Origin of the sequence: Marinobacter sp. (assembly GCF_041984545.1) — a bacterium.
Taxonomy (GTDB): Bacteria; Pseudomonadota; Gammaproteobacteria; order Pseudomonadales; family Oleiphilaceae; genus Marinobacter.
On record NZ_JBHIXV010000017.1, the window covers coordinates 55,014 to 71,810 of the forward strand.

The following is a 16,797-nucleotide window of genomic DNA, read 5'->3' on the forward strand; positions in this document are numbered from 1 at the left end:
GGCAGTCCCGCCATCATGTTGAGAGCAATTACAGGGCCAAATGCTCAAATGTGCCATAAAACAGTTATTTAAATACTTCTCTCTGGTCTTGTCCGAGAGGCAAGGTACCCCTCGATTCGCCACGCCTGTCAAAGAACTCGACACTTCCGAGACCCTCCGTTTTTAATTTGGTGATCTGGATACCGTTCTTGGCGGTTACCAAGTGTTACGCTTTCTGCCGATCTGTTACAGAAGATTGCTTCGGTTACAAGGCACGACGGAGTAGGCAGGAGGCTTATGTTCGGCTCAAAACAACCACAACAACGCCGGATACACGGGTGGATTTCAGTCTTGCTGGCCACAGTGATCCTCGCAGGCATCGCCGTCCCGGTCAGCGCTGCGCCGACACTCGATGAACAGATCGCGGAGCTGAACACGCAGGTAGCGGAGCACGCCACCGAGGTGTTGGCGCTTGAACAGAAGCTGCTGCACCCACCCAATACCCGACTGGCAGTTTTCCTGACACTTCAGAACCGCAATGCCCTGAATCTCGATTCGGTGGAGCTGTTTGTCAATGACCAGCCGGTAGCCGCCCATTACTACACCGACCGCGAACGGGCCTCCCTGGAGCAGGGTGGTGTTCAGCAGCTGTTTATCGGCAACCTGGAAAATGGCGAGCACGAACTGCGAACGGTGATTACCGCCCGCTCTGCTGATGAGGATTTCGTCCGTCGAGAGGCAAGTCATCTTTTTCGCAAGCGCCCGGGTGTGCTCAGGCTTCAGATGAGCCTCGACGCCCGCGCCCCGGACTATGAGCCCAGAGTGGCATTCCGGGAGTGGGAGTAAGCCGGCATGGGATTGCGTGCGTTTCTGCTGGTAGCCGCTGTAGGGTTGGGTAGTACCTGTGTCAGTGCGGCTTCGCCTCTGCCGGAGGAGATCCGTTCCGGGCTGGCATCCTTCCGGGCCGCCGAGGGTGCGGGTATACACCTTGGAGAAGCCCGGCAGCAGGCGCTGTATCGAGAGGCCGAATCGGCGCGCGCTGACGGCAGAACGGACGACGCGGGCCGTATTCTCGCCAGTATGAAAGACGGTTACTGGGCCGCCCTCGGTTACCTGAACCTGGCCACCGATTACGCGAGCACTGACCTCAATCCCGCCCGCGCTCTGGTGGCCCTGAGAGTTGCCCTGGCCATGGCGGAGGGCGACCCGGTAGCCGAGCGCCGGGCGCACCTGCGCAACAACCTGCTGGTTCGCGCGGGCTACCTTGCCTACCAGCATGGAGAATTCGACAAGGCCATCGGCTTTCTTGAAAAGGTGGACCTCGACAGCTTCAGCACACCCCGCGCGCTCTACCTCCATGGCCTCGCCCTGGCCGAAAAAGGCAATCATCGGGCGGCCATGCAAAGCTGGCACAGGGCCCGCAAATACCCTCTGGCCTATCCCGGGGTGGCCGACGCCTGGATCGGTATGGGGCGGGGTTACGATCTCTCCGGCTATCTTGGCCAATCCGGGGAAGCTTACCTGGCCGCCAACGCCGCTTTTGAGAGCGAACGGGTGACCTTGCGAAAGCTGGCGGAGAAGATCGGGCGGGAAGGCGCCTACAAAACTTTGATTCTTGATGCCCGTGATACCGGCGTTGACTGGTTTCTTGCCGACAGCCGCACATTGACCCAGCCCAGGATGGCTTACCTGCTGGCGTTCATGGAACAGCCAGAAGCGCAGCATGCGGCCGGTCGGGTTGCGGAGCTGGAGTCACTCAGAGGGCAGCTCGAGGGGTTCGGGCGTGACCTGCAGGTTTTCGAGAGGGCGCTCGAGGCCGCCTTGAGGGATGTGTCCTCAGGGTCGATCGGGAATGGTGATGGCACCGAACGCTTGATTCGGGAGGGAGAGGCGCTTCTTGAGCGGATAGAGCGCTTCTCTGTTGGTGCGGGCAAGGAACAGGCCCTCCGCCTGCGGGCACTCAGGACCACCATTGCAGATGCCCGAAGCCGCCTTGACCTTCTGGATCAGCGGGCAACCATCCGGCCGGCCGTGCTTGAGTCTCTCGCTGACCAGGCGAGGTCACTCCACCAGCGAAACGAGCGGTTGTTAACCGCAGTGCGCGAACTCTCCGGGAAATCCTCCGAAGCCCTCGACGAAATGGCACTGACGTTTGTTCGGCAGCAGGACCAGAGGATGACCTACGCCCTGGACAAAACCGAACAGCAGGTCGCACATCTGTACGAATACCTTGCCCTTCAGAATCTCGGGGAGAGCAGCCAATGAGTGCGTGGCCGCGGAACCTGCCATTTGCTGCTTTTATGGGACTGGTCCTCGTTACAGGGGCGACAACTGCCCAGGAGTCATTCCGGGTGGAGCTTGGAGGCGAGGGCGAAACCCTGGGGGATATGCGGCCCGTGTTCCTGCCATTTGAAAGCCGACCGCTTCCGGCCATTTCGCCGTCGGAGGTTGCCCGGCGGTATCAGCGCTTGTTCCAGTCATCCGATGAACCGGAAGTCCGGATAGATGCCCTGAACCGGCTCGGCAATATTCGGGATCGATCCGGTGAGGACGTGGGTTTTTCACCGGCGGAGGAAGAGCAGGCCTACCGCGAGGCAATAGCCAGTTATGAAGCGATCCTGGAGCGGGGCGCCTACGCCGGTCGCCTGGATGAGCTGCTGTACCAGATGGCCAAGGCCCATGCGCTGACCGGTCAGGCGGAGGCCTCTATCCAGCGGTTAAAACAGCTGGTGGGATTGTATCCTGACTCGCCGCTGGTGCCTGAGGCGCGGTTCCGACTGGCAGAGCACGCCTTTGCGGCCGGTGACTATGCCCGGGCCGAGACGGCTTATCGCCAGCTGCTGGAATCGGGCAAGGCCGGCGAATTGGGCACCAAGGCCCGGTACATGCTTGGCTGGAGCCAGTTCAAGCAGGGTTCCGCTGCCTGGGATCGTGCCGCCGGAACCTTTGTAACGGTGCTGGACGAATTCCTGCCGGATTCGGCCAGTCTCTCTACCGTTGCTGAAGCCAATATCGATACGATTGACGACACCTTCCGCGTACTGGCGTTGATGGCAAGCCGCAAACAGGGACCGGAATCGCTGGTGACATGGCTCGAGGCAGCCGAGCACCCCGCCTGGGAACATCTCCTCTTCGACCGGCTGGCGGATTATTACGCGGTACGGGGTGAAACCCTTGCCAGCGTTGAAACTCACGAGGCTTTTTTCGATTGGGCGCCTGCACACCGGTCGGAGCCGGCGTTCCGGTTGCAGCTGGTTGAAGTGTGGCGCGCTGCCGGCGACCCCGACCGGGCCCGCCGAGCCCGCGCTGAGTTCGTTGCGCAATATCGTCCGCTTGAGGCCTATTCCGCCCTGGGGGGCGAGCATCAATCCCGCTGGCAGGAATTCAGCCGGGAACTGGCCGATCATGCGTACGCACGGGGCAGCAGGTTCCTGAAAGAGGAGCAGGACGAACGGGCGAGGGACGAGTTCAGAATGGCCGCCGGCTTCTATGAAGGCCTCGCGGAGCGGGTCAACCATGCGGGTGAGGTTCTGAGACTGGCGGGCGATGCGCGCCTCCAGGCAGGCCAGTACCCGTTGGCGCTGGCCGATTTCCGTCAGGCGGCCTATGAGCAGACCGGCTTTGCCGAGGCCGCTGACGCAGGCTGGGCGGGCATAGTTTTGCTTCGAGACGGTGTTGACGGACGAAAGACCGATACGGCCTTTGCTCCGGGCTTATCGGAGCTCACTGGAGAAGCAGACCGCTTCCTCTCCAGGTTTCCCGATGACCGTCGCGGCATCGGCCTGATGGCAGATCTGGCGGCGCGCTGGCTGTCTGTGGGTGATCAGACGCTGGCCCTGGATTACAGCGCCCGGGTGATCGGAAGTTCCGGTGCCTCCAGCGACGAGCGGTTCGCCGCATGGCAGGTCACCGCCCGTATCCGGCAGCAGAACAGGGAGTACGGTCTTGCTGAGCGGGCCTGGAACCAGGCTCTGAAGCTCGCAGAGAGCGAAGGTGTGTCTGCACGGGTATCGGGGCAGACAGAGGATCTCCGCCAGCAACTGGCTACAGTTGTTTACCGCCAGGGCGAGCAGGCCGCCGCGGCGGGCAGGGTAGAGGAGGCCGTTCGGCATTTTCAACGCGTGGAGCCCATTCTTCCCGGTTCCGAGATTGCTGTAAAGGCTCGTTTTGATGCCGCCAACACGCTGCTCAAGGCAGAAGCCTGGGGCCCGGCGGTGGCAAACCTTGAAGAGTTTCGCAGGGCGTTCCCGAACCATGGGCTGGCTGACGGCATCAGTGAGAAACTGGTGCTTGCCTGGACCGAGTCCGGTGACTACACCCGTGCGGCTTCCGAATTATTGCAGGCATCGGCGAACCAGGCGGACCCCTGGCCGTACAGGCTTCGTGCCGCCGAACTCCTTGATAGGGCGGGCAATCTTGTTGAGCGTAACCAGCTGTATCGGGATTATCTGGCGGCCCACCCGACCCCCGGCGATGGTCAGCAACACCAGCAGTTGCAGACGTTGCGTTACCAGTTAATGGAATCCACTGAAGACGCTGACCACTGGCGTGAGGCGCTTGTAGCTGCCGAACTGGACAGTCCGTGGCACAGCGATGCCTCACTGGAATGGGCCGCCCGGGCCTCTCTGGTGCTGGGTGCCCGGGCGGCGGCAGCGTTCACCCGCATCGGGCTCGACCATCCGCTCGAGCAGTCGCTCGCTCACAAACAGGCGGCGCTGGAAACCGCACGACAGCGGTTCCTGGATGCCGAAGCGTTGGGGGGCGAACAGGTGCTTTCTGAATCGCTGTTTCGCCGCGCGGAGTTATACCGCGGCCTCGCCAATGATCTGATGGCGTCGTCGGTGCCTGCGGAGCTGAACGAGATGGAGGCCATGCAGTATCAGATGCTGCTTGAGGAGGAGGCCTATCCGTTCGAAGAGAAAGCCATAGGCCTGCATCGAGAGAATCATCAACGGATAACTTCCAGTGGATACGACCCCTGGATTGGCCGCAGTCTGAGTATTCTGGCCGAGCTGCATCCGGGTCGCTATGAACGGAATCTGAAATGGTTGAGCTGGAACATGGAGGTGGCCGATGGTGCTTGAACCCCGGTTTTTCAAACGTGTGTTCCTGACGCTTCTGGTGGTTGTTTTAACCGGTTGTGCAGGCAAGGCCCCAAAGGAGCCTGAGGCTACCGGGGTGAGCCCGGAAGAGGCCAGAGTGCACGTGCAGGCGGGCCGCGAGGCTTACGATGAGGGCCGCAAGGACGCTGCTGTGGAAGCCTGGCAAAAGGCGGTCGCTCTGGACCCTGCTAATTCAGTGGTGGTCAATAATCTCGCGCTTCTTCTCAAGGAGCAGAACCGGTTCGCTGAGGCCGCCGAGCTGCTCGGGCAGGGCATTCGCCGTTCGCCTGCCGTGGCCGAGCTGCACTACAACCTGGCCGTGATTTCGGAGCTCTACCTGCTCGACCTGGAAACGGCATTGCACCACTACAACCGCTACCGGGAGCTTGCCTCGGAAGAGGACGAATCGGTGGCCGGCTGGATTGCCGATCTGGAACGGAGGCTCCGGTAATGCTGAGCGTTTTCGATAAGGCAACTGCATGGCTATTCCTGGCCTGGATGGTGCTGGCGTTTCTGATGCCCGGGGCGGCAGCTGCCGATCAGACCACCGACGAATTGGCCTCCCGCCTGAGCGTGGAAGGTATTTCGGCCAGCCTTGGCGAGGATGAGCCCAGGGTCCTCTACATCCTGCCCTGGCAGGCACCCAGTCTACCGAAGGGGCCCCGTGCGGAACTGGATGACCAGGCGCCAGAACTGCTGGCCCCGGTCGACCCGCTGGCGCTGGAACGACACCGAGTTTTTCGCGACAACCTGAACCCCCTGATTCTGAGCCCGTTTGCGGGCCCAGCCGGCACTGAGCAGTCATTCACAGGAGAATAACAATGCTGGACACCATCGTACGTTTCTTCCAGGAAGGCGGTCCCTTCATGTACCCCATCGCCGTGGTCCTGGCGTTGGGCCTTGCCATTACGCTCGAGCGGTTTTTCTACCTGTCGGCGGTGCGCCGCCGGAACCGCGTGGCCTTTGAAAAAGGCATTCTTCCTCTGTTGCAGAAGCGGGACTACCCGCGGGCGATGAAGCTGGCCAGCAACTCCAACAGTGCGATTGCCTCGATCATGGGTGCGGGCATCGGGCGGCTGTTGAATAACAGCCGTCGGGAAGAGATTGAATACGCCATGGAAGAGGGGCTGATGGAGGTGCTGCCCCGGCTTGAGAAGCGCACACAGTACCTGGCGACCCTGGCCAACATTGCCACACTTCTGGGGCTATTGGGCACCATTATTGGCCTGATTTCCGCGTTTACCGCCGTGGCGGCGGCCGACCCTTCCCAGAAGGCCAGCCTACTGTCCGAGAGTATTTCCGTGGCCATGAACACCACGGCCTTCGGGTTGATGTCGGCTATCCCGCTGCTGATGTTCCATGCCGTCCTGCAAACCCGCACCAACGAGATTGTCGACAGTTTCGAGATGGCCGGAGTCAAACTGCTGAACCTGATCTCCGAGCCCGGCACGCGGCAAACGGCCGCCTGAGGAAAGCTCATGAGACGTCGACATCGCAGGACCAACGTTGCGCCGGAGCTCGACATCACCGCCTTCCTCAATCTGATGATAGTGCTGGTGCCCGTGCTGCTGCTCGGCATGGTGTTCAGTCAGGTGCGCATGATCGAGCTGAATTTCCCGGGGTTGCCGGCCGGTAAAGCGCCCAAGGCAGAGGAGCTGCGGCTCGTGGTAACGCTGATCCCCGAGGGCATGGAGGTGGCGGACAGTCGCCTCGGGCTTATCCGGGTGCTGCCTGCGAAGAGCGGTGGTCAGGATTTTGCGGGGTTGCGAGAGGTGCTCCGTCAGATCAAGGCCCGGGTGCCGGAAAAGACGGATGTGATTCTCGAGGTAGGCCCGGAGGTGGATTATCAGACTCTGGTGACCGCCATGGACACGGTCCGGTCGTATCCGGCCGTTGTGGCTGCCAGCGTGGTGGAGGGGGAGCTGTTTCCGGATGTCTCCCTGATGGATGCCACCGATGACCGGCAGTTGGCGTCCAGCGACAAAGCGGCAAGTGGGGAGGGGGCATGAAAACCTCCCGGAAGGCACGTCGTATCCAGCGGCACTACAGTCGCATGCACAAGCCCGGTGGCCTGAACCTGGTGTCACTGATGGACATCTTCACCATCCTGGTGTTCTTTCTGATGGTGAACTCATCCGATGTAAAGGTTCTGCAGAACACCGCAGACGTGCCGCTGCCCGAATCCACGGCACGGCAGGAAGCGGTGGAGAACCTGACGGTGCGGGTGACTGGGGAGTCGATTCTGGTTCAGGGCAAGGAAGTCGCGCGCCTGGAGGGCATAGAAACCGGAGACACGCATATCTCTGGCCTGTCTGAAGAGCTGGCGTGGCGGCGGGCGCGCTGGGCTGAAGTTCCAGAGGAAGGTCTGGCGGTGACGATCATGGCGGGTCGTGATACCGATTACCGGCTGTTGCGGAAAGTTATGCAAACCTGCGTAGACGAGCAGTACCGGCAGGTCAGGCTGGCGGTTGAATCCGTAGACGTGGCCGAGGGCCTGCAGGAGGGACCTCATAATGGCTGATCAACGGTCGTCTCCGGAGGTCCAGAGCCTGCTGCCCTGGAGTCGGGAGGCAGGTGAGAACCGGCGGTTTATCGTCATACTGGTGGTCATGCTGGCACTGTTCCTGCCACCCGCGTTTCTGATTCCGTCCCTCCAGTTGCCGGAGCGGGACCGCAGCGAGGTAGAGCAGATTCCGCCACGACTGGCCCGGCTTGTGGAAGCTCCGCGGCCCGTGACGCCACCCGAACCGCTGCAGCCCGAACCGCTGCAGCCCGAACCGGAACCTGAGCCTGAACCCTTGCCAGAGCCTGTGCAGCCACCGGAGCCGGTAAAGCCGGAGCCGAAAGTGGCCGAGCAGAAATCGGACCCTGCGCCGGAGCCAGCGCCCGAAGCGACGCAGCCAACGGAAAAGCCTGCGCAGACGGTCGAGCAGGCCCGGGAAAAGGCATCCAGATCGGGTCTGTTGGCAATGAAAGACCGGTTGGCCTCCATGCGAGCCCCTGAGCCGGCATCCGGAAAGCGATTTACCGCCAATAGCGGGACGGAACCGACGAAGGCCGAAACGGCGCCGGATGAGTCGTCGGTCCTCGCCGGCAGTGGTGGCGTCGCCGATCAGGTAATGGAAGACACCTCGGTGGCGGTGGCGGACCATCAGGTGAAGAGCGTAAAGGTTGCGAAAGAGGCGGCGCCGCGGGAGGTTGCAGCGAGCCCTGGCCCTGCCAAGCCCTCGACCGGCGAGCGGGCCATGAGCAACATTCGAAAGGTGTTCGATGCCCAGAAAACCGCGCTTTATTCCCTTTACCGGCGGGAGCTGCGCCAGGATCCGACTCTGGAAGGCAAGGTGCTGCTGGAACTTGTCATCGAGCCCGACGGGTCGGTTTCCGCCTGTGAGGTGGTAAGCTCGGAACTGGAGCACCCCACGCTTGAACAGCGGATTGCCATGCGCGTACGCCTGTTCAATTTTGGCGCCGACAATGTCGAGGCCCGGAGGGTGCGCTTCCCGATCGACTTCCTGCCCGGCTGAGCCTGCGCACAAGCAGTTCGGGGCAGGGCGTCGTCGCCCATCCCCGGCGGTGCGGCAGATCAGCGGTCGATGGTGATCTTCGGCAGTTGGGGTTTGTGCAGGGACACTTTCGTGGTTGGTGCGATGACCTTGGCCTCGCCAATCACCACCTGCTGGTCATTCTGGTTACGCACGTCGCATTCCACCAACACGCGATTCTTTGGCTCCTTGCTCAGCACTTTCAGATTCACCGTCAGGGTGTCATCCAGCTTGACCGGGCGCTTGAACGCCAGGTTCTGTTCCAGATAAATGGTGCCCGGGCCAGGCATCACCGTGGCCAGTGCCGCGGAAATCAGCGAACCGCTCCACATGCCGTGGGCAATACGCTCCTTGAACATGGAACCCGCCGCAAATTCCGCATCCAGATGCACCGGATTTACGTCCCCGGAAACCGCCGCAAACAGCACCAGTTCGTCTTCGGTGAGGGTGCGTGTAAAGGTGGCGGTATCGCCTTCATTGAGTTCCTCGTAGGTGAGATTTTCAAGGGTATCAAGGGTATCGCTCATGGCGTGCTCCGCACGAAGGTTGGCTGGTACAGGTGTTCCGGTTATCAATCCGAAAACTACCTCATCGTTAACAAAACTGCTATTCTCTCCCCTCTTTTTTGAGGCTGATACTTTTGTCGGGTTGATTTTCTTCTCAGTCTGGCATTGGTCGATCATTACAATCAGAAGCGCCAAACAGGAGATGGTGATGGATTTTGAGCAGTTCTATCAGGACAAATACCCCGCCGGCGTGCCCCGGGAGATAGACCTGAACAAGTACAAGAGCATGGTGGATGTGTTTGAACAGGCGGTCAAAAAATTTGCCGACCGTCCCGCATTCAGTGCTGTTGGCGCTACTCTCACTTACCGTGACCTGGATACCCAGAGCCGCAACTTCGCGGCCTGGCTGCAGAACAAGACCGACCTGAAGCCCGGCGACCGTATCGCCGTCCAGATGCCGAACGTCAGCCAGTACCCGGTGGTGGTGTTCGGCGCCATGCGTGCCGGCCTGATTGTGGTGAACACCAACCCGTTGTACACCACCCGGGAGATGGAACACCAGTTCAACGATTCCGGTGCCAAGGCGCTGGTGGTTCTGGCGAACATGGCGGAGAACGCCGAAAAGGTATTGCCGCACACCGGCATCGAGCACGTTATCGTGACCGAGATTGCCGACATGCACTCGCCAATCAAGCGCACGCTGATGAACGCTGTCATCAAGCACGTCAAGAAGATGGTGCCTCCGTTCAATCTGCCCCAGGCCCATAAGCTCCCGGCGGTACTCAACTCGGGTGCCCGCGAGACCTTTACCCCGGTTGAGTGCAAGCAGGATGACATCGCGGTGCTGCAGTACACCGGTGGTACCACCGGTGTTGCCAAGGGCGCGATGCTGACCCACGGCAACCTGGTTGCCAACCTCCTGCAGACCCGCCCGATGATGGAAGACATGGTGGTGGAAGGACAGGAAGTGGTCATTGCGCCGCTACCCCTGTACCACATTTATTCGTTCACCCTGAACTGCGGCATCATGCTCGAAGCCGGTGCGCACAACGTGCTGATCCCCAATCCGAGGGACATTCCGGGCTTTGTGAAGGAGCTGAAAAACCACAAGTTCACCGCGTTCCTGGGCCTGAACACCCTGTTTGTGGCGCTGTGCAACAATGAAGAGTTCCAGGATCTCGATTTCAGTGCCCTCAAACTGACCTCTTCCGGGGGCATGGCTCTGACCAGTGACACAGCGAAGATGTGGGAGCGGGTGACTGGCTGTGAGATCTGCGAGGGCTTTGGCATGACCGAAACCTCCCCCGTGGTGACTTTCAACCCCCACAGCGCCATCCAGTTGGGCACCATCGGCCTGCCGATCCCGTCCACCCAGGTCAAGACCATAGACGAAGAGGGCAACGAGACACCGCTGGGTGAAGCCGGTGAGTTGTGTGTGAAAGGTCCTCAGGTTATGCGTGGCTACTGGCAGCGCCCGGAAGATACCCAGAAATCGTTCACCGAAGATGGCTATCTTCGTACCGGGGACATCGCCCTGATCCAGGAAGATGGTTACATCCGCATTGTTGATCGCAAGAAGGACATGATTATCGTGTCTGGCTTCAATGTGTTCCCGAACGAAATCGAAGACGTGGTGAGCAGCCACCCGAAAGTGGTGGAATGTGCCGCTGTGGGTGTGCCCGACGCCAAGAGTGGCGAGGCCGTGAAGGTATTCCTGGTGCCCACCGCCGAGGGCGTGACCGAGAACGAACTCAAGGAGTTCTGTCGCGAGCGGCTGACCGCCTACAAGGTGCCCAAGCAGTTCGAGTTCCGGGACGAGCTTCCCAAGACCAACGTTGGCAAGATCCTGCGCCGCGAGCTGCGTGACGAGGCCAACAAGAAGTAACGGCTCCTGCCGCTGGCGCGATCAAAACCCCGCTTCGGCGGGGTTTTTCTATTTTTAAGACCCGGAAATTCCCGATAGACTGTCGGCCAATCCGAATCCAGAGAGCGCACGCCGGTTTGTAAATGACAGACACCGATTCCCCGATTGCCAATAACCCGACCCCGAAGCCTGACGGCGTAGCCGCTGTCAAAGCCATAACCGAGCAACTGGATGCCTGCAATCAGTTGGAGGCGGCCCGGATTGTGAAAGCCGTGGCGCGCAGCAAGGGCCGGCCAGGCCCGAAGGATCTGGAAAAAATGGCCGGTTGGCTGGAGCAGGGTCTGGCTAAGGTCCAGCAACGCCATGCACTGCACAAGCCTGCCAGTTTCCCGGCCGGGCTGCCGGTATCGGACCGGGTGGACGACATCCGGGAGGCCATCGAGAACCATCAGGTGGTGATTATTGCCGGGGAAACCGGCTCCGGTAAAACCACTCAGATCCCGAAGATCTGCATGAACAGCGGCCGTGGGATCCGGGGCCTGATTGGCCACACCCAGCCCCGCCGGATTGCCGCCCGCAGCGTCGCCGCCCGTATTGCCGAGGAGCTGGGAGAGCAGACTGGTCAGCAGGTTGGCTATCAGGTGCGGTTTACCGACAACACCTCCGAGCAGTCGCGGGTCAAGGTGATGACCGACGGCATCCTGTTGGCGGAAGTTCAGCACGACAGGTTTCTCGACCGCTACGACACCCTGATCATCGACGAGGCCCACGAACGGAGCCTTAACATCGATTTCCTGCTCGGCTACCTGAAGCAGCTGTTGCCCAAACGGCCAGATCTGAAGGTCATCATTACTTCGGCCACCATCGAGGTAGAACGCTTCAGCGAGTTCTTCGACAAGGCGCCGGTAATAGAAGTCAGTGGCCGAACCTATCCGGTGGATATCCGGTATCGTCCGTTGACCGGTGACGAGGACGACCGCGATCAGGGCTGGACCGATGGTGTGCTGGGCGCCCTGGACGAAATCGAACAGCATGAACGCAGCGAGAAGCAACCGCCCGGTGATGTGCTGGTGTTTCTGCCCGGTGAGCGTGAGATCCGCGCACTCAGCAAGGTGTTGCGCCACGTCGACCTGCGCCATACCGAGGTGCTGCCGCTGTACTCCCGGCTTAGCAATGCCGAGCAGAACCGGGTGTTTCAGCCACATAAGGGGCGCCGGATTGTGCTCTCCACCAACGTGGCCGAGACGTCGCTCACCGTTCCGGGCATCCGGTATGTGATTGACACCGGGGTCGCCCGGATCAGCCGGTACAGCGTGCGCTCCAAGATCCAGCGCTTGCCCATCGAACCCATCTCCCAGGCCAGTGCAAACCAGCGGGCCGGCCGTTGCGGTCGGGTGGCGCCGGGTATCTGCTTCCGTTTGTACGACGAGACCGATTTCATCAATCGTCCGGAATACACGGACCCGGAAATCCTGCGGACCAATCTGGCGTCGGTTATTCTCCAGATGGCCACCTCCGGTCTGGGGGAAATACGCCATTTCCCGTTCCTCGAGGCGCCGGACAAGCGACAGGTGAACGACGGCTACAAGCTGCTCGAGGAGCTGGGGGCCGTGGACGACCGGCGCCGGGTCAGCCGGTTGGGCCGAACCATGGCCCGGCTGCCCCTGGACCCTCGACTGGCCCGGATGCTGGTAACGGCGGGCGAGCTTGGAAGTCTTGCGGAAACCCTGGTAATCATTGCCGGCCTGAGCATACAGGACCCGCGGGAGCGCCCCCAGGACAAACAGCAGGCCGCGGATCAGGCCCATGCGCCGTTCAATGACAAAGAGTCGGATTTCGTCACCCTGCTGAATATCTGGAATTTCTTCGAGGAACAGCGCCAGGAGCTGTCCCAGAACCAGCTCAAGAAGGTCTGCCAGAAGAGCTTTCTGAGCTGGATGCGAATGCGGGAATGGCGGGATATTCACCGGCAACTCACGCTGATCTGTCGTGAGCAGAAGCTACCGGTAAACAAGGAGCCGGCCAGCTACGAATCGCTGCACAAGGCCATTCTTGCGGGTCTGCTGGGGCAGGTGGCGTTCAAGCTCGAGAAAAAGGAGTACCTGGCGACCCGCAACCGGAAAGTGCTGATCTTTCCCGGCTCAAAAGTGGCCAAAACCGGGCCCAAATGGATTGTGGCAGCCGAGATCGTGGAAACCAGCCGAGTGTTCGCCCGTATGGTGGCGTCCATTCAGCCGGAATGGGTGGAGCCTCTGGCGGGTCATATTCTCAAGCACCATTACTTTGAACCGCACTGGGAACAGAAGCGGGCCCAGGTGATGGGGTATGAGAAGGTGACGCTTTATGGCCTCGATATCGTGGCCAAGCGACGCATTCCGTACGCCAAGGTTGATCCTGCCGAATGCCGGAACCTGTTCATCCGCCGTGCCCTCGTGGAAGGAGATTACCGCTCACGGGCGCCGTTTATTGCTCGCAACCGGGAAATGCTCGATACCGTCGAAAACCTGGAAAAGAAGACCCGGCGACGGGATTTGCTGGTGGACGACGAGGTGCTGGTGGCGTTCTACGAGGAGCGGCTGCCGGACGACATCATCAGTGGTCGCCACTTTGAAAGCTGGTGGAAAGGGCTTTCGGCCGGGCAATTGAAGGACCTGGAGCTTACTGAAGAGGATATTCTGCAGCGGCCGGTGGACGCCGGTGCCCGCGATCTGTACCCGGACTACCTGGAGTGGGAAGGGGTTCGATACCCGCTCAGCTACGAGTTTGAGCCCACCAGCGAGCAGGATGGCGTGACCCTGCAGGTGCCCCTGATGGCGCTCAAGCAGATTCCGTCCCGACGCCTGGAATGGTTGGTACCGGGGCTGCTCCGGGAGAAGTGCATTGCCCTGGTTAAATCTCTGCCCAAGGCGCTGCGCCGGAATTTCGTGCCGGTGCCGGATTTTGTGGATGCCGCCCTCGAGAATCTTCAACCCTCCAACGAGCCGCTTACGCTCCAGTTGGGCGAGCAGTTACGGCGGATGACGGGTGTCCAGATTGATCCCCAGGCCTGGTCCGAATCGGAATTGCCGACACATCTCCGGATGAACTTGCGGGTTCTGGGTGACGGAGGCCGGCCGATCGCTGAGAGTCGCGACACGGCTGAGCTGCAACACCAGCTTGAGGGCAAGGCCGAGCAGGCCCTGGCCTCAGCTGCTTCCGACAGGGCGGCGGAGGAGCCGTCCGGGGAGTACGCCGACTGGCAGTTCGGCAGCCTGCCCGCGCAGGTACAGACCGAAAAGGGCGGTATGCAGATTACGGTGTATCCGGCACTGGAGGATCTTGGCCGGAATGTCCGGCAAATCCGCTGCCTGGATCCGCTGACTGCCGAGGACACGTCGCGCAAGGGGGTTGCCCGGCTGATTATTAACCGGTTCGGGAGAACCCTCGATGACCTCGAGCGCAAGCTTCCGAAGTTCAAACAATCGGCACTGATGTTCGCGCCGGTCGGGCAGTCCAGGGTACTGCTGGACGACCTTCTGCTGGCTACCGCCATGCAGCATTTCCTGGAGGACGGCATCCCGCGCAGTGCGGACGAGTTCGAGCGGGTGTTCGATGCACACCGTGGCGACTTTATACCGGTTCTGGAGCAGGCGGATGAACGACTGTACCAGGCCATGGCGGGCTACCAGAAGGTGGCAAAGCAGCTCAAGGGCAAGATTAATCTGGCCCTGGCCAACAGCATGGCGGATCTGAAATTCCAGTTGCAGAACCTGGTATACCCGGGCTTTCTGGTGAACACGCCACCCCAGTGGCTGGCGGAGTTCGGGCGTTACTTCGAGGCGGCGTTGATTCGCATGGAAAAAATGCCCAGGGAAATGGGACGTGAGCGTGAATTCCTGCACACCATCGAGCCGCTCTGGTCGCGTTATGCCGTAAAGCGGGACGAGCAGAAGCGGCAGGGTGTGCGCGATCCGGAGCTTGTGCTCTACCGCTGGATGCTGGAGGAGTTCCGGGTGTCTTTCTTTGCCCAGCAACTGGGCACCGCAATGACGGTCTCGGTGAAGCGTCTGGATCGGCAGTGGGAGAAGACCCGCGTGTAGCGCCGGCGCCATGCACCAGATCGGTGCCAGTGACTGTGATCTGGCGGGCAAAACCCGGAGACTGTGTTAGTATTTCTGACAGTGGGTTTGCCCAGACATACTGTTTCCATAATTATTACGTGGGGTTAGCGTGATCAAAGCCGTTATCAGCGGGACCGGCCTCTATACGCCGCCAGCAACCATCGACAACGATGAACTTGTCGAAGCCTTTAATCAGTACGTTGAAACGTTCAACGCCGAACACGCCGAGGCTATTGAGCGTGGCGACGTGGCTCCCCTGCAGCCGTCGTCTTCCGAGTTCATCGAGAAAGCCTCTGGCATCAAGCGCCGCCACGTGATCGATAAGGATGGCATCCTGGATCCCCGGCGCATGACGCCTTATATTCCTGAACGCAGCAACGACGAGCCCTCGGTACAGTGCGATATGGCCGTTGCGGCCTGCCGTGAAGCCCTGGATCAGGCGGGCAAATCCGTTGGCGATGTCGATGCGGTGATTGTCGCCTGCTCAAATCTGCAGCGGCCATATCCCGCCGTGGCCATCGAAGTTCAGGAGGCCCTGGGCATTGATGGCTTTGCCTACGACATGAACGTTGCGTGCAGCTCCGCGACCTTCGGGCTGCAGGCAGCGGTGAATTCGGTGGAGAACGGCAGTGCCCGTTCGGTGCTGGTGGTCAGTCCGGAGATCTGCTCCGGGCACCTGAACTTCCGGGATCGGGACAGCCATTTCATTTTTGGCGATGCCTGTACGGCCATCCTGGTGGAGCGTGAAGAAGATGCCCGTGAAGGGCAGGGCTTTGAAATTCTGGGCACCAGCCTGAAAACCAAGTTTTCCAACAATATTCGCAACAACTTCGGTTTCCTGAACCGGGCGGACGAATCCGGTATCGGCAAACCGGACAAACTGTTTGTTCAGCAGGGCAGGAAGGTGTTCAAGGAAGTGTCACCTCTGGTTGCGGAAACCATCCAGAACCAGTTGGCGAGTCTGTCGCTTACCCCTGGAGATCTGCGCAGAATGTGGCTGCACCAGGCCAATCTGAATATGAACCAGCTGATTGCCCGCAAGGTGTTAGGACGTGATGCCACTGAGGATGAGGCGCCGGTGATCCTGGACGAGTACGCCAATACCAGCTCCGCCGGTTCGATCATCGCATTCCATAAACACAAGGACGATCTGGCCAGCGGGGATCTTGGCGTTATCTGCTCGTTTGGTGCCGGCTATTCAATTGGCAGCGTGGTTGTGCGGCGCCGCTAGGGCGGCACCGCATCAGTTGCTGGCCAGGGCCCGAAGGGTGTCCGGCAGCGGCGCTGATTTGCGTGTTCTGCGGTCGAACCAGACGATTTTCGCGTATCCCTCCGCATAGACCTCGCCGGTATCGGCATCTGTCATCAGATGATAGGTGTCGAGGCTGGTGTTGCCGGCTTTGTCGGCAAAGGTTTTCACTTCGACGGTGGCCGGGTGATTCAATTCCTTTAGAAAGGTGGCGCTGGTCTTTATAATGACCGGCCCGGTGGGCTGTTCGGCTGCGCCCAGTTCCAGCGAGGCCAGCCAGACAATGCGAGCCTCCTCGAAGAAACGGAAGTAGACTGTATTGTTGGCATGGCCGTATGCGTCCATGTCGCCCCACCGCAACGGGATGTTGATGGTTGCTACAAGATTGCCCGGTACTGACATGGAGTTCCTCCGGAAAGATAGGTTAATAACAATAATAGCGCCGGTATTTTCGA

Annotated in this window: 14 protein-coding genes; 12 read left to right on the forward strand and 2 right to left on the reverse strand. The window is 60.5% G+C overall.

Annotated features, from left to right (window positions below; all coding sequences use genetic code 11):
* The first annotated feature begins 330 nt into the window (after positions 1 to 330).
* Genes ACFC20_RS09975 through ACFC20_RS10015 form a run of 9 tightly spaced genes read left to right on the forward strand, consistent with a single transcriptional unit; the run spans position 331 to position 8,605 of the window.
* Entirely contained in the window at positions 331 to 825 is a 495-nt protein-coding gene (locus ACFC20_RS09975) for an AraC family transcriptional regulator (protein WP_375192872.1), read from the forward strand.
* 6 nt (positions 826 to 831) lie between these two features.
* Complete coding sequence (locus tag ACFC20_RS09980; RefSeq protein WP_375192873.1) at positions 832 to 2,244, forward strand: hypothetical protein; 1,413 nt, start codon at positions 832 to 834, stop codon at positions 2,242 to 2,244.
* Entirely contained in the window at positions 2,241 to 5,063 is a 2,823-nt protein-coding gene (bamD, locus tag ACFC20_RS09985) for an outer membrane protein assembly factor BamD (RefSeq protein WP_375192874.1), read from the forward strand. Before ACFC20_RS09980 ends, bamD begins: the two co-directional genes overlap by 4 nt.
* Positions 5,053 to 5,532 carry a tetratricopeptide repeat protein gene (locus ACFC20_RS09990; protein ID WP_375192875.1) on the forward strand — a complete coding sequence of 160 codons (480 nt, stop codon included), beginning with the start codon at positions 5,053 to 5,055 and terminating at the stop codon, positions 5,530 to 5,532. The genes bamD and ACFC20_RS09990 overlap by 11 nt, the downstream gene beginning before the upstream one ends.
* Entirely contained in the window at positions 5,532 to 5,900 is a 369-nt protein-coding gene (locus ACFC20_RS09995) for a hypothetical protein (RefSeq protein ID WP_375192876.1), read from the forward strand. The genes ACFC20_RS09990 and ACFC20_RS09995 overlap by 1 nt, the downstream gene beginning before the upstream one ends.
* Positions 5,901 to 5,902: 2 nt before the next feature.
* Positions 5,903 to 6,550: a MotA/TolQ/ExbB proton channel family protein gene (locus ACFC20_RS10000; protein WP_375192877.1), complete on the forward strand. Its 648-nt coding sequence runs from the start codon at positions 5,903 to 5,905 to the stop codon at positions 6,548 to 6,550.
* Between the two features lie 9 nt (positions 6,551 to 6,559).
* Positions 6,560 to 7,090, forward strand: coding sequence for an ExbD/TolR family protein (locus tag ACFC20_RS10005; protein WP_375192878.1), 531 nt, complete (start codon positions 6,560 to 6,562; stop codon positions 7,088 to 7,090).
* Positions 7,087 to 7,602 carry an ExbD/TolR family protein gene (locus tag ACFC20_RS10010; protein WP_375192879.1) on the forward strand — a complete coding sequence of 172 codons (516 nt, stop codon included), beginning with the start codon at positions 7,087 to 7,089 and terminating at the stop codon, positions 7,600 to 7,602. The genes ACFC20_RS10005 and ACFC20_RS10010 overlap by 4 nt, the downstream gene beginning before the upstream one ends.
* Positions 7,595 to 8,605, forward strand: coding sequence for an AgmX/PglI C-terminal domain-containing protein (locus tag ACFC20_RS10015; protein WP_375192880.1), 1,011 nt, complete (start codon positions 7,595 to 7,597; stop codon positions 8,603 to 8,605). Before ACFC20_RS10010 ends, ACFC20_RS10015 begins: the two co-directional genes overlap by 8 nt.
* A gap of 59 nt (positions 8,606 to 8,664) precedes the next feature.
* On the opposite strand, the gene ACFC20_RS10020 is transcribed toward ACFC20_RS10015, so the two are convergent.
* A complete protein-coding gene (locus tag ACFC20_RS10020) occupies positions 8,665 to 9,150 on the reverse strand; it encodes a MaoC/PaaZ C-terminal domain-containing protein (RefSeq protein WP_375192881.1) in 486 nt (161 codons plus the stop codon).
* Between the two features lie 187 nt (positions 9,151 to 9,337).
* Between ACFC20_RS10020 and ACFC20_RS10025 the strand changes: the two genes are divergently transcribed.
* The 3 genes from ACFC20_RS10025 to ACFC20_RS10035 all read left to right on the forward strand — a co-directional run bounded on the left by ACFC20_RS10025 (position 9,338) and on the right by ACFC20_RS10035 (position 16,324).
* Positions 9,338 to 11,014, forward strand: a complete 1,677-nt coding sequence (locus ACFC20_RS10025; protein ID WP_375192882.1) for a long-chain fatty acid--CoA ligase — start codon at positions 9,338 to 9,340, stop codon at positions 11,012 to 11,014.
* Positions 11,015 to 11,136: 122 nt separating this feature from the next.
* Complete coding sequence (gene hrpA, locus ACFC20_RS10030; RefSeq protein WP_375192883.1) at positions 11,137 to 15,072, forward strand: ATP-dependent RNA helicase HrpA; 3,936 nt, start codon at positions 11,137 to 11,139, stop codon at positions 15,070 to 15,072.
* Positions 15,073 to 15,202: 130 nt separating this feature from the next.
* The gene (locus ACFC20_RS10035) at positions 15,203 to 16,324 is read left to right on the forward strand and encodes a beta-ketoacyl-ACP synthase III (protein WP_375192884.1); all 1,122 of its coding nucleotides are present in this window, start codon (positions 15,203 to 15,205) and stop codon (positions 16,322 to 16,324) included.
* Positions 16,325 to 16,336: 12 nt separating this feature from the next.
* On the opposite strand, the gene ACFC20_RS10040 is transcribed toward ACFC20_RS10035, so the two are convergent.
* Positions 16,337 to 16,744, reverse strand: a complete 408-nt coding sequence (locus tag ACFC20_RS10040) for an acyl-CoA thioesterase (protein WP_375192885.1) — start codon at positions 16,742 to 16,744, stop codon at positions 16,337 to 16,339.
* Positions 16,745 to 16,797: the final 53 nt, after the last annotated feature.